10 protein-coding genes are annotated in these 17,873 nt (G+C 69.2%); 9 read left to right on the top strand and 1 reads right to left on the bottom strand.

Translation table 11 applies throughout. The features are described 5' to 3' along the window. The first annotated feature begins 83 nt into the window (after window positions 1-83). From arcD to arcC, 4 genes are read left to right on the top strand one after another with little or no spacing between them, the layout of a single operon-like run. Window positions 84-1,568, top strand: coding sequence for an arginine-ornithine antiporter (gene arcD / locus G6N45_RS23985; protein WP_163725729.1), 1,485 nt, complete (start codon window positions 84-86; stop codon window positions 1,566-1,568). Beyond that, window positions 1,565-2,821 (top strand): arginine deiminase, encoded by a 1,257-nt coding sequence (arcA, locus tag G6N45_RS23990; protein WP_163725732.1) that lies wholly within the window; start codon window positions 1,565-1,567, stop codon window positions 2,819-2,821. Before arcD ends, arcA begins: the two co-directional genes overlap by 4 nt. A gap of 9 nt (window positions 2,822-2,830) precedes the next feature. Continuing rightward, the gene (locus G6N45_RS23995; protein WP_163725736.1) at window positions 2,831-3,835 is read left to right on the top strand and encodes an ornithine carbamoyltransferase; all 1,005 of its coding nucleotides are present in this window, start codon (window positions 2,831-2,833) and stop codon (window positions 3,833-3,835) included. Beyond that, window positions 3,835-4,755, top strand: a complete 921-nt coding sequence (gene arcC / locus G6N45_RS24000; protein ID WP_163725739.1) for a carbamate kinase — start codon at window positions 3,835-3,837, stop codon at window positions 4,753-4,755. Before G6N45_RS23995 ends, arcC begins: the two co-directional genes overlap by 1 nt. A gap of 7 nt (window positions 4,756-4,762) precedes the next feature. On the opposite strand, the gene otsB is transcribed toward arcC, so the two are convergent. Further along, window positions 4,763-8,668, bottom strand: a complete 3,906-nt coding sequence (gene otsB, locus G6N45_RS24005; RefSeq protein ID WP_163725754.1) for a trehalose-phosphatase — start codon at window positions 8,666-8,668, stop codon at window positions 4,763-4,765. Between the two features lie 186 nt (window positions 8,669-8,854). On the opposite strand from otsB, the gene ppsA reads away from it, so the two are divergent. The 5 genes from ppsA to G6N45_RS24030 all read left to right on the top strand — a co-directional run bounded on the left by ppsA (window position 8,855) and on the right by G6N45_RS24030 (window position 17,872). Further along, entirely contained in the window at window positions 8,855-11,134 is a 2,280-nt protein-coding gene (gene ppsA, locus G6N45_RS24010) for a phosphoenolpyruvate synthase (protein WP_163725756.1), read from the top strand. After that, complete coding sequence (gene mgtA / locus G6N45_RS24015) at window positions 11,131-13,746, top strand: magnesium-translocating P-type ATPase (RefSeq protein ID WP_163725759.1); 2,616 nt, start codon at window positions 11,131-11,133, stop codon at window positions 13,744-13,746. Before ppsA ends, mgtA begins: the two co-directional genes overlap by 4 nt. Before the next feature lie 5 nt (window positions 13,747-13,751). Beyond that, window positions 13,752-16,046, top strand: a complete 2,295-nt coding sequence (locus G6N45_RS24020) for a heavy metal translocating P-type ATPase (protein WP_163728992.1) — start codon at window positions 13,752-13,754, stop codon at window positions 16,044-16,046. A 91-nt stretch (window positions 16,047-16,137) separates the two neighbouring features. After that, window positions 16,138-16,947: a universal stress protein gene (locus tag G6N45_RS24025; RefSeq protein ID WP_163728994.1), complete on the top strand. Its 810-nt coding sequence runs from the start codon at window positions 16,138-16,140 to the stop codon at window positions 16,945-16,947. A gap of 43 nt (window positions 16,948-16,990) precedes the next feature. Beyond that, window positions 16,991-17,872, top strand: coding sequence for a universal stress protein (locus tag G6N45_RS24030; RefSeq protein ID WP_163725762.1), 882 nt, complete (start codon window positions 16,991-16,993; stop codon window positions 17,870-17,872). Window position 17,873 lies beyond the last annotated feature (1 nt).

Here is a 17,873-nt window from a genome sequence, read left to right on the forward strand (position 1 = left end):
CCTCAGCAGCCCTGGTGATCGCCCTAGCGTGGGATCCACAGGGCGGCGGCCGCTGCCCTGGAGACCGGATGTGGGAGACGACGATGTCACAGTCCGTAATTCCAGGCCCCGCCAAACCTGCGCCGCGAGCGCCGAGAACCACTGCGGGTCTGGGTCTGGCCGCCCTGACCGCGCTGGTCGTCGGATCGATGATCGGCAGCGGCATTTTTGCGCTGCCGTCGCAGATGGCCGGCAGCGCAGCACCCGGGCCGCTCATCATCGGCTGGGCGGTCACCGGCGTCGGCATGCTGATGCTGGCGTTCGTCTTCCAGACCTTGGCGACCCGCAAACCCGACGTCGACGGCGGCGTATACGGATACGCCCGAGCCGGTTTCGGCAACTACATCGGCTTCACATCGGCGTTCGGCTACTGGATGTCGGCGTGGGTGGGCAACGTCGCCTACCTGGTCCTGTTGTTCTCCACGCTGGGCTACTTCTTCCCCGCCTTCGAAGGCGGCGCCACGGTGGCCGCGATCATCGGCGCCTCGGTGGTGCTGTGGATTGTGCACGCGCTGACGCTGCGCGGCGTGCAGACCGCCGCACTGGTCAACGTCGTCGTCACCGTCGCCAAGGTGGTGCCCATTCTGGTGTTCATCGCGATTGCCGCGGTCGGCTTCAAGGCGGGCCTGTTCACCGCCGATTTCTGGGGCAAGACCACCCAGATCGATGGCGCGCCGCTGGGCGACACCATGTCCCAGGTCAAGAGCATGATGCTGGTGACGGTGTGGGTGTTCATCGGTATCGAGGGCGCCTCGGTCTACTCGCAGCGGGCCGCCCGCCGCGCCGACGTCGGCCGGGCCACCGTGCTCGGGTTCGTCGGGGTGCTGGCGCTGCTGCTGCTTGTGAACCTGTTGTCCTACGGGCTGATGGCGCAAGCCGAACTCGCCGGCGTCCCCGACCCGTCGATGGCCGGCGTGCTGGAGAACGAGGTCGGCAGCTGGGGCGCGGCGTTCATCTCGATCGGACTGGTCGTCTCGCTGCTGGGCGCCCTGATCGCCTGGGTGCTGCTGTGCGTCGAGATCCTGCGACTGCCCGCGCTGGAGAACGTGATGCCCAAGGCGCTGGCCAAGGAGAACCGCCACGGTGCACCGGCCACCGCGCTGTGGCTGACCAACCTGTGCGTGCAGGCCATGCTGCTGTGGACGTTGGCCAACGCGAGCACCTACACCAACCTGATCTATTTGGCGACCTCGCTGATCCTGCTGCCCTACCTGTGGTCGGCGGCCTACCAGGTGCTGTTGGCGGTGCGCGGCGAGACCTACGGCGACGGCCGCGGCCGAACCCGGGACATCCTGGTCGGCGCGATCGCGCTGGGCTACGCGGTGTGGTTGGTCTACGCCGGCGGCTGGCAGTACGTGTTGATGGCGGCGGTGTTCTATCTGGTGGGAACGGCGCTCTACGTGTGGGCACGCAGGGAAAGCAAGCTGACTGTCTTCACCCGGGCCGAACTGGTCGTGGTGGCGGTCGTGGCGGCGACGTCGGTCCTTGCGGTGGCGCTGCTGGCCACCGGACACCTGGCCGTGCTGTGAGCGGCGAATCGCGGCTGGGAGTGTGGTCGGAGGCCGGGACGCTGCGCCGCGTTCTGGTCTGCGCACCGGGACTCGCCCACCAGCGCCTCACCCCGGAGAACTGCAACGAGTTGCTCTTCGACGACGTGATCTGGTTGCAGCAGGCCCGCCGCGACCACTTCGATTTCGTCGCGAAGATGGAAGACCACGGTGTCGAGGTCCTGGAATTGCAAGACCTGCTCGCCGAGGTGATGGCGATCCCCGAGGCGCGGGCATGGGTGCTCGACCGCAAGGTCACCGACGACATGGTGGGCTTGGGTCTGCATCGGGCGATCCGCTCGTGGCTGGAGGAACTGCCGTGGGACCGGTTGGCCGAGTTGCTGATCGGCGGCGTGTCCTATCAGGACGTGCCCGAAGAGGTGGGCGGTGATTTCCTGACCGCGTTCCGCGAGCTCGATCCCACAGGATTCGTGCTGCGGCCGCTGCCCAATACCCAGTTCATGCGCGACAACAGCGCATGGATCTTCGGCGGCGTGACGCTGAACCCGATGTACTGGCCCGCCCGCCGCCAGGAGACGCTGCTGACCACCGCGGTCTATAAGTTCCACCCGGCATTCGCCGACGAGAAGTTCGACATCTGGCTCGGGGATCCGGAAACCGTTGCCCACGATCACGGTTCGGCGACGCTGGAGGGCGGCGACGTGATGCCCATCGGCAAGGGCACCGTGGTGATCGGCATGGGTGAGCGATCGTCACACCAGGCCATCACCCAGGTGGCCCGGAATCTGTTCGCCGCGGGCGCCGCCGAGCGGGTGATCATCGCGAGCCTGCCGAAGTCGCGCGCGGCGATGCACCTCGACACCGTCTTCACGTTCTGCGACTACGATCTCGTCACGGCCTACGCACCCGTCGTGGACGGCATCGTGCCGTTCAGCCTGCGCCCCGACGACCGGTCACCCTCGGGCCTGGACATCCGGCGGGAACGCAAGGGTCTCATCCACACCATCGGTGAGGCCGTGGGCGTCGAGTTCCGGGTCGTCACCACTGCGGGCGACGTGTACGGCGTGCAGCGCGAACAGTGGGACGACGGCAACAACGTGGTGGCCCTGCGGCCCGGCGTCGTGATCGGCTACGACCGCAACATCCTGACCAACACCGCCCTGCGCAAGGCCGGCGTGGAGGTCGTCACCATCACCGCCAGCGAACTCGGCCGCGGCCGCGGCGGCGGCCGGTGCATGACCTGCCCCATCCAGCGCGACCCGCTCTACACCTAAGGACCGATCGTGGCGTTCAACAACCGAAACCGCAGCCTGCTCAGCCTCGTTCACCACAGCGACCGCGACCTGCACTACCTGCTGGACCTCTCGCGCGACCTCAAACGCGCGAAATACTCGGGGCTGTCCCGCCCCACACTCACGGGCAAGAACATCGCGCTCATCTTCGAGAAGTCGTCGACCAGGACACGGTGCGCGTTCGAGGTGGCCGCCTACGACGAAGGCGCCCACGTCACCTACATCGACCCGGCCTCGTCGCAGATCGGGCACAAAGAGTCGATGAAGGACACCGCGCGCGTGCTGGGCCGGATGTACGACGCGATCGAGTACCGCGGCGCCGGCCAGTCCATCGTCGAGGAGCTGGCCGAGTACGCCGGTGTGCCCGTGTTCAACGGTCTCACCGACGAGTTCCACCCCACTCAGATGCTCGCCGACGTCCTGACGATGACCGAGCACTGCCCGAAACCGTTGACCGACATCTCTTTTGCCTTCGTCGGCGACGGCAGGAACAACGTCGCGAATTCGCTGCTGCTGGTCGGCGCGAAGCTGGGTATGGACGTGCGCATCGGCGCGCCGCAAGAGCTGATGCCGCACGCCGACCACGTGTCGATGTGCGAGGAGTTCGCGGCGGCCTCCGGTGCGTCGATGACCATCACCGACGATCCGCTGAAGGCGGTCAGCGGAGTGGACTTCATCTACACCGACGTGTGGGTGTCCATGGGCGAGCCGCTCGACACCTGGGGCAGGCGCATCGACCTGCTGCTGCCGTTTCAGGTCAACACCGGACTGATGACCGCCGCGGGCAACCCGCGCGTGAAGTTCATGCACTGCCTGCCGGCCTTCCACAACTGCGAGACCACGCTGGGTGCGCAGATCGCCGAGAAGTATCCCCACCTGCGCAACGGAATCGAGGTCACCGAGGAGGTGTTCGAGAGCCCCGCGAACATCGCTTTCGAGCAGGCCGAGAACCGTATGCACACCATCAAAGCGGTGCTCGTCTCGGCGTTGACCTGATGCGGATCGTGATCGCCCTCGGCGGCAACGCGCTCCTTCGCCGGGGCCAGCCGATGACCGCCGAGAACCAGCGCGAGAACATCGCCGCCGCCGCCGAGCGCATCGCGGCCGTCACGCCGGGCAACGAGATCGTCGTCGCCCACGGCAACGGCCCGCAGGTCGGCCTGCTGGCACTGCAGAGTTCCGCCTACCACGATCTCGGGCACGGGGTCGAGCCGTACCCGCTCGACGTGCTGGGCGCCCAGACCGAGGCGATGATCGGCTATGTCATCGAGCAGGAACTCGGCAACCTGCTGCCCCCCGACCAGTCGCTGGCGACCGTGCTGACCATGATCGAGGTCGATCCCGCCGATCCCGCCTTCGGCCACCCCACCAAACCGATCGGCCCGGTGTACGACCGGGCCACCGCCGAGAGATTGGCAGCCGAAGGTGGGTGGACCATCGCGGCCGACGGGGACATGTTCCGGCGGGTGGTGGCCAGCCCGAAGCCTCGGCGCATCTTCGAGATCGGACCCATCCGCACTCTCGTCGAGCACGGGACGGTGGTGATCTGCGCCGGCGGCGGGGGCATCCCGACGATGTACGACGCCGACGGCACGCTGCACGGTGTGGAGGCCGTCATCGACAAGGACCTCGCCTCCGCCCTCCTGGCCGAGCAGCTCGACGCCGACCTGCTGGTGATCGCGACCGACGTCGACGGGGTGTATACCGGATGGGGCACGCCGGAGCAGACGCGACTGGGCCGGGTGACGCCCGACGAACTCGAGCGCATGGACTTCGCGGCGGGCTCGATGGGCCCCAAGGTCGACGCCGCGTGCGGGTTCGCCCGCGCCACCGGCTGCGAGGCGGTCATCGGCGCCCTGATCGACATCGTCGACATCGTCAAGGGCACAGCGGGAACCCGCGTGACGACGGCATAGCGCCGGGTCACTGGTCGAATTCGACCGTTCCACCGGCGAGCAGCGTCTGCTGCAAACCCCGGCACTCCACCAGGACCGGCAAGGCGTCGCCGAGCTCCGCAGACAGCGTCGCGCTGCGTCCGATGACGCTCAGCCGCAGTCGATGACCGCGGTAGCGGAAGGTGAATTCCAGTCTGCCGAGGGCTTTCGGCCACAGCGGCCCCAGCACGATCCGGTCCCGGCGGATCTCCAGACCGGTGAAGCACCGCTGCAGCAGGTCGATGCTGCCGGTCATCGCCGCCAGGTGAATTCCTTCGGCCGTGGTGCCCTGCTGGGTGTCGACCACATCGGAGGCCAGGGCCTGCGCGAAGTACTCCATGGCCTGCGCGCGATTGCCGCGAGCCACCACCCAGGCGTGCACCACCGCGCTCAGCGTGGACCCGTGCGAGGTGCGGGCCTGGTAGTAGTCGATGGTCGCCGGGATCTGATCGGGCGTGAATTGGTAGCCGAGCCGTTCGAAGAGCTCGTAGAGCTCGTCGGCGGAGAGCAGGTAGAACAGCATCAGCGCGTCGGCCTGCTTGGAGGCTTTGTAGTTGTTGGGGCTGTCGTTCTCGGCTTCGAGGATGCGGTCGAGCCGCTGCATGTTCTCGTACCGGGCGCGGTATGCCGCCCAATCCAGTTCTGCGAGCTTTTCGTAACCCTCGAACTGGCTGATCACCCCGTCGTGGAACGGCACGAACATCCGCCTGCTGACGTCGTCCCAGCGCGCGAGTTCGTCGTCATCGATGCCGAGACTCTCCAGCAGTGCGAGCCGGTAGTACATCGGGATCCGTTCGAGGGCTTCGAGGGTTCGCGCGATGACCCAGACGGCCAGCACGTTGCTGTAGGCGTTGTTGTCGATACCGTCGTATTCCTTTCCGGGATAGCCGGAATGGAACTCGTCCGGGCCGATCACCCCGCGGATCACGTAACGTTGCCGGTCGTCGTCGAACTCGGCGAGCCTGACCCAGAACCGGCTGATCTCGGCGAGCATCTCCGCGCCGTAGTCGATCAGGAACCCGATGTCGCCGGTGACCTGATAGTGCTGCCATACGTTGTAGGCGATGGCCAGGCCGATGTGGTGGGCGCGGGCGCTGGCATCGGGATTCCAGTGACCGGACTTCGGATTCAAGTGCAGGCGTTGACTTTCCTCACGGCCGTCGCTGCCCGACTGCCACGGGAACATCGCGCCGACGTGACCGGCCGCCAGCGCGGCGCGGCGGGCTTCGGGCAGCCGGCGGTAGCGGTACATCAGCAGCGAACGCGTCACTTTCGGCAGCCGCAGGTTCGTCACCGGGAACACGAACAGCTCGTCCCAGAACACGTGCCCGCGGTACGCCTCGCCGTGCAGCCCGCGAGCGGGCACCCCCACGTCGAGGTCGGCCGTGTGCGGGGACAGTGTCTGCAGCAGATGCAGCTGGTACAGCCGCACGATGCGCAGAAGGTCGGCGTCGCGGCCCATCTCGACGTTGAACCGCTCCCAGAGGTGCGCCCAGGCCATCCGGTGGCCGTGTTCGAGCGCCGCGAAGTCACCGGCGCGCTGCAGTTCCCGTTCCGCGGCGACGACGGGCCCCGAGATGCCGTGGTCGCGGCTGGTGAAGACACAGACCACCTTCTCCACTGTGGCCGACTGTCCGGCGTTCAGGTCCGCGGTGAGACGGTGACCGATACGGTCCTCCTCGGTCAGCGTGGCGCTGTGGGCGGGTGCGCCGCCGTCGGCAAGCCTGTTGCGCACCGCAACGGCGATGACGATTCCCGACTCGACGGTTTCTGCGGCGAGCAGCACCGAGTCCTGTGACAGTTCGTGCTTGCCGACGATCTCGAGGTGCCGTGACGCCAGGTCGCGGTAGCGATCGACCCCCTGATTCGTCACCGCACCGTCGACCAACGACCGGAATTCGAGTTGTCCCGACCAGTTCAGCGCCTCCACCGTGGTTTGCAGGGCAGCCACATGCGGTTGGTGCATCGCCACGAACCGCCGCTGGCGCACCCGTGTGGAGCGGCCGTCGGCATCGGTGAACAAGAATTCCCGGGAAAGGACGGCCCGCCGCAGATCGAGGGTAACCAGGTAGGACGACACATCGACGTCGTCGATGTCGAACCATGGTCCGCCGTCGATCCGGAAGGCCAGGGCCAACCAGTTCGGCAGATTCACCATGCTCTCGTTGTCGATGGTGACACCCGCCACCGTGTCGGTGAGTCGGTTGTAGATGCCTGCCACGTAGGTGCCCGGGTAGTGGAACTCCCCGGGCCCGCATTCCGGCGCCGCCCCGCGCACCGCGAGATACCCGTTACCCATGGTGCACAACGCTTCTCGTAATCTCTCGCTCTCGGGTTGGTAACCGCCGAACGTCATCACCCACGGGTCGTTGAGGCTGTCGTGCTGGACAGTGAGCTGCTCGACGATCTTCCCCAGGAAGTCGCAGACCGCCTCCGGACCCGCGAGGGTGAGGCGCGCTGACGACCGCCGGTCCCCCGTTTCGGCGCTGCGGACGGCGATGCCGACGCCCTTGTGCCGGATCGCGTCGAAACCGTCTTCATCGGTCAGGTCGTCGCCGATGTACATCGGCAGCAACAGATCCGCGCCGCCGATGTGCTCGAGGATCCACTCGATGGTCCTGCCTTTGCCCCATTCGACATCGGGGCGCAACTCGATGACCTTGCGACCGCCGGTCACGCGGAGGTGGTGGCGCTGCCCGAGGATTCGCACGACCGCCATCACCTCGTCGACCCGATCGGGCGCCACACCCCGGTAGTGCACCGCGACCGAGAACCTCTTGTCCTCGATGAAGAGTCCGTCGACGGAGGCCAACCGCTGCCGCAACTCATCGCGCGCGTCCTGCAGGTCGTGCACCGCCGCGGCACCGGCCTCATTGACATGGCGTGTCCCGTCGGGCGCGGTGAGCTCGAACCCGTGACTCCCTGCGTACCAGAGACCAGGCACGTCGACCCGAGCCTGAATGTCGGCCAGCGAGCGACCGCTGATGATCGCGACGGGACACCGGGCAGCGAGTGCCTCGAGCGCCTTGTCGGCGCCGGACACCAGCGTCGCCGAAGCCGGCTCGCCGACGATCTCGGACAGCGTGCCGTCGTAGTCGAGCATCACGACCGGCCGCCGGATCTCCAGCAGCCCCGCGACCTCGCTGTAGGACTGCAACGCGTCGGCCATCTCCGATGTCCGGCGGAAGCTGTCACGCACTGACACCGCGACTAGGTCGGCGATCACGACATCGGCTCCGCGCCGGAGCAGCTCATCACCGCGGCCGGTGCGGTCGACGCCGATCACCAGAGCGAATCCCCCGTCGCGGCCGGCGGAGACGCCCGCCGCCGTGGTGTCGACGGCGACACAGCGACCCGGATGGACCCCGACCCGACGCGCCGCCTCGAGCAGCAAGTCCTCCGGGGGCACGTCGTCGACCTTCGCTGCGAAGGAGTCGGTGAGCCCGGCCGCGTACAGCACTCGGGCGCTGTGCGGGTTGCGTGAGTACACCGCGGCGGCGATGCCGTCGGCGGCGAGCGTGCGGACCAGATCGACGGTCGACTCGAAGACCCCCACCCCGTCGGCGAGCAACACGGCGAACAGCTGCTGCTGACGGTGTTGGAGGCCCTCGACGGTTCCGTCGTGCGGGTCCTCGGCGCCGCCGGGCGGCAGCGTGACGCCGCGCGAGGCCAGGACCTCGGCCACACCGCGCGACGGGTCGGCGAGGACGCGGCAGTCGTCGTCGGTCAGCGGGCTGTGGTCCTCGCCCGCGCGGGCGCCGCGGCGCTGCAGGTAGTCGTCGAGGGTCGCGCGCCACGCGGCTGCGTGCAGGGCAGCGGTGTCGGTCACCACGCCGTCGAGGTCGAAGATCACTGCGTCGTGGTAACGCGGATCCACGAACACCGGCAGCGACATGCTAATTCTCCTCACACCCAAAGGCCCAGTGCCCCATGTGATCGCCTCGGCGGCGCCGTACAAAAGGGCAGGAAGTCACTCGTTGCGCAGTCGGGGACCTTCTGCCCTCGGCATTCGGGACCTTCGGCGCGGCGCTGTGGCCCTCGGACGGTACGCGGGCCGGGCAGGAGCGCAGAGGCTGGACCTATGGCTGCTTCACGCGAAGACACATATGTGCGCGACATCTCCACGCTGACGATCGCCGACGCCGAAGAGGCGGGCGGCAAGGGCGCGAACATGGGCGAAATGGTCGCCGCCAACCTGCCGGTGCCACCGGGATTCGTGCTGCTGCGCGACTGCTACCGCGAGTCGATGCGCTCCGGCGGGGTCGACGCGGAGCTCAACGCGTTGCATCGCGAGGCCCTGGAGGCCGCCTCCGACACCGTCGCGCTCACCGAGCGCTGTGGACGGATGCAGGGCCTGGTGCACAAGGCCGGCGTCAGCGACCCGGTGCGCCGGATGATCCTGGACGCCTACCGCGCGCTGGGACCGGCCTCCGTGGTGGCGGTGCGGTCCTCGGCGACCGGCGAGGACGGTGCGGACGCATCGTTCGCGGGCATGAACGCGACCCTGACCAACATCACCGGCGAGGACGGGCTGATCGACGCCGTGGTGCGGTGCTGGATGTCGCTGTTCAGCCCGCGCGTCATCACCTACCGTGCCAGCCGGGGCTTCACCGCCGACCCGGCGATGGCCGTCGTCGTCCAGATGATGGTCGACTCGGAGAAGGCTGGGGTCGCGTTCACCGCCGACCCCAGCAACGGCGCGCAGGACCGGGTCGTCATCGAGGGCGCCTTCGGTCTCGGCGAGGTGGTGGTGTCCGGTGAGGTCGAGCCCGACACCTACCTCGTCGCCAAGGACACGCTGGCCCCGCTCGACGTCCGGCTCGGCCACAAGGCGTTCAAGATCGTCCGCGGCGCCGACGGCCACGACACAACGGTCGACCTCACTGACGCCGAGGCGGATTCGCGGGTGCTCTCCGACGACGAACTGCGCACCATCGCCGGGCTCGCGATCGCCACCGAGCGGCACAACGGCTGCCCACAGGACACCGAGTGGGCGATCTCCCGCGGCAAGACCTATCTGGTGCAGGCCCGCCCGATCACCACACTCGGCCACACCACCCCCGCAGCGGCCGACAAGCACGTGGTGCTCGCCCGCGGGCTGGCCGCGGCGCCGGGCATCGCGTCCGGCAGGGTCCGGGTGCTCGAGACGCCCGATCAGGGCGAGCGGCTCGAGAAGGGCGAGATCCTCGTCGCGCAGATGACCAACCCCGACTGGCTGCCGACGATTCGCCGCGCCGCCGCGCTGGTCACCGACACCGGAGGCATGACATGCCACGCCGCGATCGTGGCCCGCGAACTCGGGGTGCCCTGCGTCGTCGGTACCCGCACCGCGACCCGCGATCTGCACGACGGCACCGTGGCGACGGTCGACGGGGCGCGCGGGGAGGTGGTGTCGGGTCGGGTCGAGCCCAAGCCGACGGTCTCGGTCACCGACCGCAGCGCTGCGGCTCCGGTGCCCAGCGAGGTCACCGGCACCCGCGTGTATGTCAACCTCGCGATGCCTGAGTCCGCCGAATCCGTTGCGGCACAACCTGTCGACGGCGTCGGCCTGCTGCGGGCCGAGTTCATGCTGACCGAGGCGCTCGGCGGCCGCCATCCGCGCGACCTGATCGCGCACGGCGAGCAGAGCACCCTGGTCGACAAGATGGTGGCTTCGGTCGGGCGGATCGCGGCGGCCTTCGGCACGCGCCCGGTGGTGTACCGGGCCACCGACTTCCGCAGCAACGAGTTCCGCGGACTGGTGGGCGGCGAGGCCTACGAGCCCGTCGAGCACAACCCGATGATCGGCTACCGCGGCTGCTACCGGTACGTGTCCGAACCCGACCTGTTCGCCCTCGAACTCGAAGCGCTGGCGCGCGTGCGTGAGCAGTCACCCAACGTCACGTTGATGATCCCGTTCGTGCGCACCCGCTGGGAGCTCGAAGCCTGCCTGGAACTGGTCGACGCCAGTCCCCTGGGGCGGCAGCGGGGCCTGCACCGGTGGGTGATGGCCGAGGTGCCCTCGGTGGTGCACTGGCTGCCCGAATACATCGGGATGGGCATCGACGGGGTCTCCATCGGCAGCAACGACCTGACGCAGCTGGTGCTCGGCGTCGACCGCGATTCCGACGTGTGCGCCGAGCTGTTCGACGAATCAGATCCGGCCGTGCTGGACGCGATCCGTCAGATCATCGGCACCGCGAGGCGGATGGGGATAACCTCCTCGCTGTGCGGCCAGGCGCCGTCGACCAATCCCGCGTTCGCCGAGCATCTGGTCCGGATGGGTATCACGTCGGTGTCGGTCAACCCCGACGCGGCAGCGTCCGCCCGGCGCGTGATCGCCGCCGCCGAGCGACGGGTCCTTCTCGAAGCGGCGCGGTGACCGCGACGCTGCCGACCGCCGTTCGCAACCGGGACACGATCGCGAGCTCACCGCTCGACGACGTGCTGAGCCTGCTCGGCACCACGTTCGACGGGCTGAGTACCGCCGATGCGAGCGCCCGCATCGCCGCGGTCGGCGCCAACGTGGTCCGTACGCACCGGGTGAGCGCCGCGGCGGTACTGCGCCGTCAGCTCTCCAACGCCGTGCTCGGGCTGCTCGCCGTGACCGCGGTGCTGTCGTACTTCCTCGGCGACAGCACGCAGGCGATCATCATCGGCGTCATCCTGCTCGTCAGCGTCGGCCTCGGCTTCGTGAACGAGTACCGGGCCGAACGTGCCACCGCAGCAATGCATTCCGGTATTCACCACACCGCGGTGGTGCGCCGTGACGGCAGCTTCGACCGGGTCGACGTCATCGAGCTGGTGCCCGGCGACGTGATCCGGCTCGAGCTCGGCGAGCTGGTCCCCGCGGATGTCAGGCTCATCGACGTCAACGGCCTGGAGTGCAACGAGAGCATCCTGACCGGGGAGTCAGCGGCGGCCGAGAAGTCCAGCGTGCCGGCACCTGTGGGAGCCGCAGTCGGCGACGCGCGCAATCTGGCCTACATGGGAACGGTCGTCAGCGCGGGCGAGGCGACGGCGGTGGTCTACGCGACGGGCGCCGATGCCGAATTCGGCCGCATCGCGGTCGGATTGGGGGAACGCCAGCCCGAGACCGACTTCCAGGCCGGGCTGCGTCGCTTCTCCTATCTGCTGCTGCGGGTGGCCCTGATGCTGACCGCCGTCATCATCGTGACCAACCTGCTGCTCGGCCGTCCGCTGATCGACTCGGCACTGTTCGGCCTGGCGATAGCTGTCGGCATCACCCCGCAGTTGTTGCCCGCCGTGGTCAGTACCAGCCTGGCGACCGGCTCACGGCGGCTGGCCAAGCTGAAGGTACTGGTCAAACGACTGGTCTGCATCGAGGACCTCGGTGACATCGACATCTTGATCACCGACAAGACGGGCACGTTGACCGAGGGGCATGTGGAGCTGGTCGAGGCCGTCGATCCCTCGGGGGCGCCCGCCGACCCGGTGCTTCGGTCCGGGCTGCTGGCCACCGACCTCGACCCGGCCGTCGGCGGCGTGAGCGCCAACGATCTCGACGCCGCGCTCTGGGCGGGCCGCAGGCCCGTCACCGGCGTCACGCGCGTGGCGGTGCTGCCCTTCGACCACACCCGGCGCGCCACCTCGGCCCTGGTCGACGACGGCACACGCCGCGTGCTGGTGGTCAAAGGCGCGCCCGAGCAGGTGATGGCGTGTTGCGCCGAGGTGCCGCCCGCCGCGGCGGACACGCTGTCGGCGTTGTTCGCCGACGGCAGGCGCGTGGTCGCGGTGGCCAGCAGACCTGCCGCCGGACTCACCCGGCTGTCGGCCGACGACGAGACCGGGTTGCGTCTCGAGGGATTCCTGGTCTTCGCCGACAATCCGAAGCCGGCTGCGCGCGATTCGCTGGCCCGTCTCGCGGCGCTGGGCATCGAGGTCAAGATCGCCACCGGCGACAATGCTCAGGTCGCCGAAAAGGTGTGTGCCGAACTGGGTTTACCCAGCAAGGGCACACTCACCGGGGCGCAGCTCGAGCAGATCGACGTTGACGACCTCGACGCCGCTACTCGGGACCACACGATCTTCGCCCGGATCTCCCCCACGCAGAAGGCCCGCATCGTCGCGTCGCTGCGGCACACCGGCCGCTCGGTCGGCTTCCTCGGCGACGGTGTCAACGATGCGCTGGCCCTGCACTCCGCCGATGTCGGGATATCGGTCGACACCGCCACCGACGTGGCCAAGGACGCGGCCGACGTGGTGCTGCTGGAGAAAGATCTCGATGTGCTCGCGGCGGGTGTCGCCGAGGGCCGGCGCATCTTCGCGAACACGATCAAGTACGTCCTGATGGGGACGTCGAGCAACTTCGGGAACATGTTCAGTGCCGCCGCGGCGTCGGCCGTGCTGCCGTTCCTGCCGATGCTGCCCGGGCAGATCCTGCTCAACAACCTGCTCTACGACACGTCGCAGCTGGCGATTCCCTCCGACCACGTCGACGAGGAACAGCTGCACGCGCCTGCGCACTGGAACATCGCGTTCATCCGCCGGTTCATGCTGACCTTCGGCCCGGTCAGCTCGCTATTCGATTTCCTGACCTTCGGCCTGATGCTCGGCGTGCTGAACGCGGGCCCCGTCGAGTTCCGCACCGGCTGGTTCGTGGAATCCCTGGCGACCCAGACGCTGATCATCTTCGCGATCCGCACGCGCAAAGTACCGTTCTTCCGCAGCAGGGCCGCCGGGCTGGTGGTGGTCACCACCGGCGCTGTGATCGTCGTCGGCATCCTCCTCACCGTCACCCCCGTCGCCTCGCACCTCGGCTTCACGCCGCTGCCGTGGGAGTTCTTCGGCGCGCTCGTCGCACTGACGATCGGCTATCTGGTGCTGGTCGACGTCACCAAGTCGGTGTTCTACGCCGAGCCGATGCTTCTGGCGGGCGCACCGCACCGCACCCGCGGAGACGTCCACCGCATTCATCGCCGGGCCGCCCGGTTCAGTCACGCCGACCGGCTGCCCGCGGCGGCACCGCGATGACCGCCATGCTCGCGCGGTGGAGCCGGTACCTGGAACCGGCGTTGACCCTGTTCACCGTCGGAGCCCTCGCTGCCGGCGGGATCGCCTGGGCCGCGGGCCAACAGCGGATCGCGGACGGCTGCTGGATCGTCGGCACCCTGGCGGCACTGGCGCCGGCCGTGTGGTGGGTCATCGCAACGCTGCGCCACGGCCGGGCGGGTGTCGACGTCATCGCGGTGCTCTCCCTGGTCGGCACGCTGGTGGTGGGTGAGTACCTCGCCGGTGCGCTGATCGCGGTGATGCTGGCCGGCGGCCGTGCGCTCGAAGCGGCGGCCCAGCGCCGCGCCTCCCACGATCTGCAGGCACTGCTGGCGCACGCACCGCGATCGGCCAACCGCCGCACCGGCGAGACGGTGCGTACGATCTCCCTCGACGACGTGGTCGTCGACGACCTGCTGGTCGTCAGGCCCGGCGAGGTCGTCCCGGTCGACGGACGAGTCACCGGCACGGTGGCCGTCCTCGACGAGTCGGTGCTCACCGGTGAACCGCTGCACGTCGAGCACCCCGCCGGCGACATGGTCCGCAGCGGCGCCGTCAACGCCGGAGGGGCGTTCGAGCTGCGGGCGACCGCCACCGCCGCGAACAGCACCTACGCCGGAATCGTCCGGCTGGCCCGGGAGGCGGGCGCCGAGAGCGCCCCCATCATCCGGCTCGCCGACCGGATCGCCGCCTGGTTCCTGCCCGTCACGCTGCTGACCGCCGGGGCGGCATGGTGGTACAGCGGCTCGGCGGCACGGGCCGTCGCGGTGCTGGTGGTCGCGACCCCCTGTCCGCTGCTGCTCGCCGCCCCGGTCGCGATAGTGTCGGGACTGTCGCGCGCCTCCCGCCGCGGAGTGGTGATCCGCAGCGGCGGTGCGCTCGAAAGCCTCGGCCGTGCAACCACTCTCGTGCTCGACAAGACCGGCACCCTGACTCAGGGCCGCCCGACTGTCCTGGAGACCCTCACCGCGCCCGGACACCGGGCGGCCGACGTGCTGACACTCGCCGCCTCGGTGGACCAGATGTCGGCCCATGTCCTCGCCGAGGCCATCGTCGACGAGGCGCTGGCCCAGGGGCTGGAACTCGCGCTGCCGGCGGCCGTCACCGAGGAACCCGGCCGGGGCGCCACCGCGACCATCGACCACCGCAGCGTGTACGTGGGCAAGCTGGGCGCCGATACCCTGACCGCGCCGTGGGCCCGGTCGGCGTCGAACCGGGCCCGGCTGGATTCCGCGGCCATCGCCTGGGTCTGTGTCGACGGTGAGCCCGTCGGGGCCGTGCTGCTGCGCGACCCTCTTCGCCGCGATGCTCCCCGCACCATCCGACGACTGCGCACGGCCGGGTTGGACCGCCTCGTCATGCTGACGGGCGACCGCCCGGATCCCGCCCGCGAGGTCGGCGCCGTACTGGGTCTGGACGCCGTCTACGCCCAGCAGAGCCCCGCCGACAAGGTCGCGGCCGTCCGCACCGAACGCGAATCCGCGACGACGATCATGGTGGGCGACGGAGTCAACGACGCGCCCGCGTTGGCCGCCGCGACGGTCGGCGTCGCGATGGGCGCGCGCGGCGCCACCGCGTCGTCGGAGGCCGCCGACATCGTGCTGACCACCAACCGGCTGGACCGGCTGGCCGATGCGATGGACATCGCCCGCTGGTCCCGGCGTATCGCCGTGCAGAGTGCCGGCGTCGGCATGGCGTTGTCGGGTGTGGCGATGGCGGCGGCAGCCGTCGGCTGGTTGCCGCCCGCGTGGGGAGCGTTGCTGCAGGAGGGCATCGACGTCGCGGTGATCCTCAACGCACTGCGGGCGCTGGGCGCCGACCCCGGCACGCACGTCGACCTTCCGTCGGATACCGGAGAACTGTTGCGGCGCTTCGCCTCCGAGCACGACGAGCTGCGTGAGGCGGTCGGGCTGCTGCGCGAGGCCGCCGATCAACTGGTCGGCGCCGATCCCGCGGCGCTGGCCACACTGACCCGCGCCCACGACTTCCTGACCGAGCGGCTGCTGCCCCACGAACTCGCCGAGGAGACCCAGCTCTACCCGGCGCTGGCCCGCCCGCTCGGCGGTGGCGAGGCCACCGCGACGATGAGCCGGACCCACGCCGAGATCCAGCGGCTGTCCGACCGGATCGGCACCCACGTCGCACTCGCCCGCACTTCCGGCGGCGTTGCGCCCGATCAGACCGAGGACCTGCTCGCCTGCCTCTACGGGCTCTACGCCCTGCTGCAGCTGCATTTCCTGCAGGAGGAGGAGAACTACTTCACGCTCACCGGTGACCAGTGACGTGACCAAGGACTCTTTCTGCGTTGCCGTGCAGGGACATAGCGTCGGGGCCGACGAGACACACGGACACCCCACGGAATCGGAGAACGCGATGTCGGACACCACGCCATCCGGCGACCGGCCGGTGATCGCCGGCATCGACGGCTCGGCGGCAGCACTGCACGCGGCCGAGTGGGCCGCCGACGAAGCGGTCGCCCGCGGCGTGCCGTTGCGGCTGGTCTATGTGACCAAGGCACGGCACACCAGCACCGACGACTACAACGACGACGTCCACCACGGCCGAACGGCGCTGCAGGAGGCGAGCGTGGCCATCGGGTCACGGTGTCCACGGCTTCCCATCAGCACCTCGATCGTCGGCGGGCCCGCGGGAGCGGCCCTGGTCGCACTGTCCACCCAGGCCGAGATGGTGTGCGTCGGCTCTGTCGGCATCGGCCGTTACGCCCGATCGATCCTCGGGTCGACCGCGTCGGAACTTGCCGAGAAGTCCTCGTGCCCGGCGGCGGTGATCCGCCCCGCGGACGACACGGCGGGGCACGGCGTCAACTGGATCGTGGTCGCTGTCAACGACGATCCCGACAACACCGCGGTGGTCGACTGCGCGATGCACGAAGCGGCGCTGCGGGACGCGCCGGTGCTGGCGCTGGGCGACCGGGCGACCGCGACGGCTCCGCACAAGCTCGACAACGATGTCCGGGAATTGCGCCACCGATACCCCGGTGTGCACGTGTACCCGATCGCCGAGCGCGCCGATGTCAGGCACTTCCTCAAGAAGCACCGGGAGCGGGTGCAGCTCGCAGTGATCGGCAGCACGGAGTCAGGGGATCTCGCGGAGATCATCGGCCACCGCGAGCACCCGATGTACCGGCACGCGAACGCCTCGGCACTGGTGGTACGGCATTGATTTCTGCTGCGCCGATCGGCGAGAGAACATCTCAGGAGTCCTCATGACCAAGTCCAACACCGAGTACGGGATCGTCGTCGGCATCGACGGCTCCCCCGAGGCACATGCCGCGATCCGGTGGGCCGCCGACGAGGCGTTGCTGCGCCGGGAGCCCGTCACGCTGATGCACGTGGTGGCGCCCATCGTCGTCACCTGGCCGATCGAGAGCGTCGAGTTCAGCTACGCGCAGTGGCAGGAGGACAACGCCCGATACCAGATCGAGCAGGCGCAGAAGACGTTGCAGGCCTCCGTCGGTGACGCCGCCGCGCCGCCCGTTCGCGCGGTGCTGCGCCACGACGGCGTCGTCACCGAGCTGGCGGCCGCATCGGCGAAGGCGACACTGATGGTCGTCGGCAGCCGCGGGCTCGGCCCGATCGGCGGGGTCCTGCTGGGCTCGGCGAGCCGGAACCTGTTGCACCACGCCAAGTGTCCGGTCGTCGTCACCAAGGCCGACGCGATGAAGTCCCCCGAACGCACCGCGCCCGTCCTGCTGGGTGTCGACGGCACCCCGGCCTCCGAAGCCGCCACGGCGTTCGCCTTCGACGAGGCCTCCCGCCGCGGCGTCGACCTGGTGGCGCTGCACGCCTGGAGCGATGTCGGCGTGTTCCCGATCCTGGGGATGGACTGGCACAAGTACGAGCAGGAAGGCCACGAGATCCTCGGCGAGCGGCTGGCGGGCTGGCAGGAGCGCTATCCCGACGTCCACGTGCAGCGCCGCATCGTGTGTGACCGCCCGGCGCGCTGGCTCGTCGACGAGTCGCGGAAGGCCCAGTTGGTGGTCGTCGGCAGCCGCGGTCGGGGCGGCATCCCGGGCATGCTGCTGGGCTCGGTGAGCACCGCAGTGGCCGAATCCGCTTCGGCGCCTGCCGTTGTGGTGCCGAGCTAGC

This window comes from Mycolicibacterium psychrotolerans (assembly GCF_010729305.1).
In the GTDB taxonomy this organism is placed as follows: Bacteria; Actinomycetota; Actinomycetes; order Mycobacteriales; family Mycobacteriaceae; genus Mycobacterium; species Mycobacterium psychrotolerans.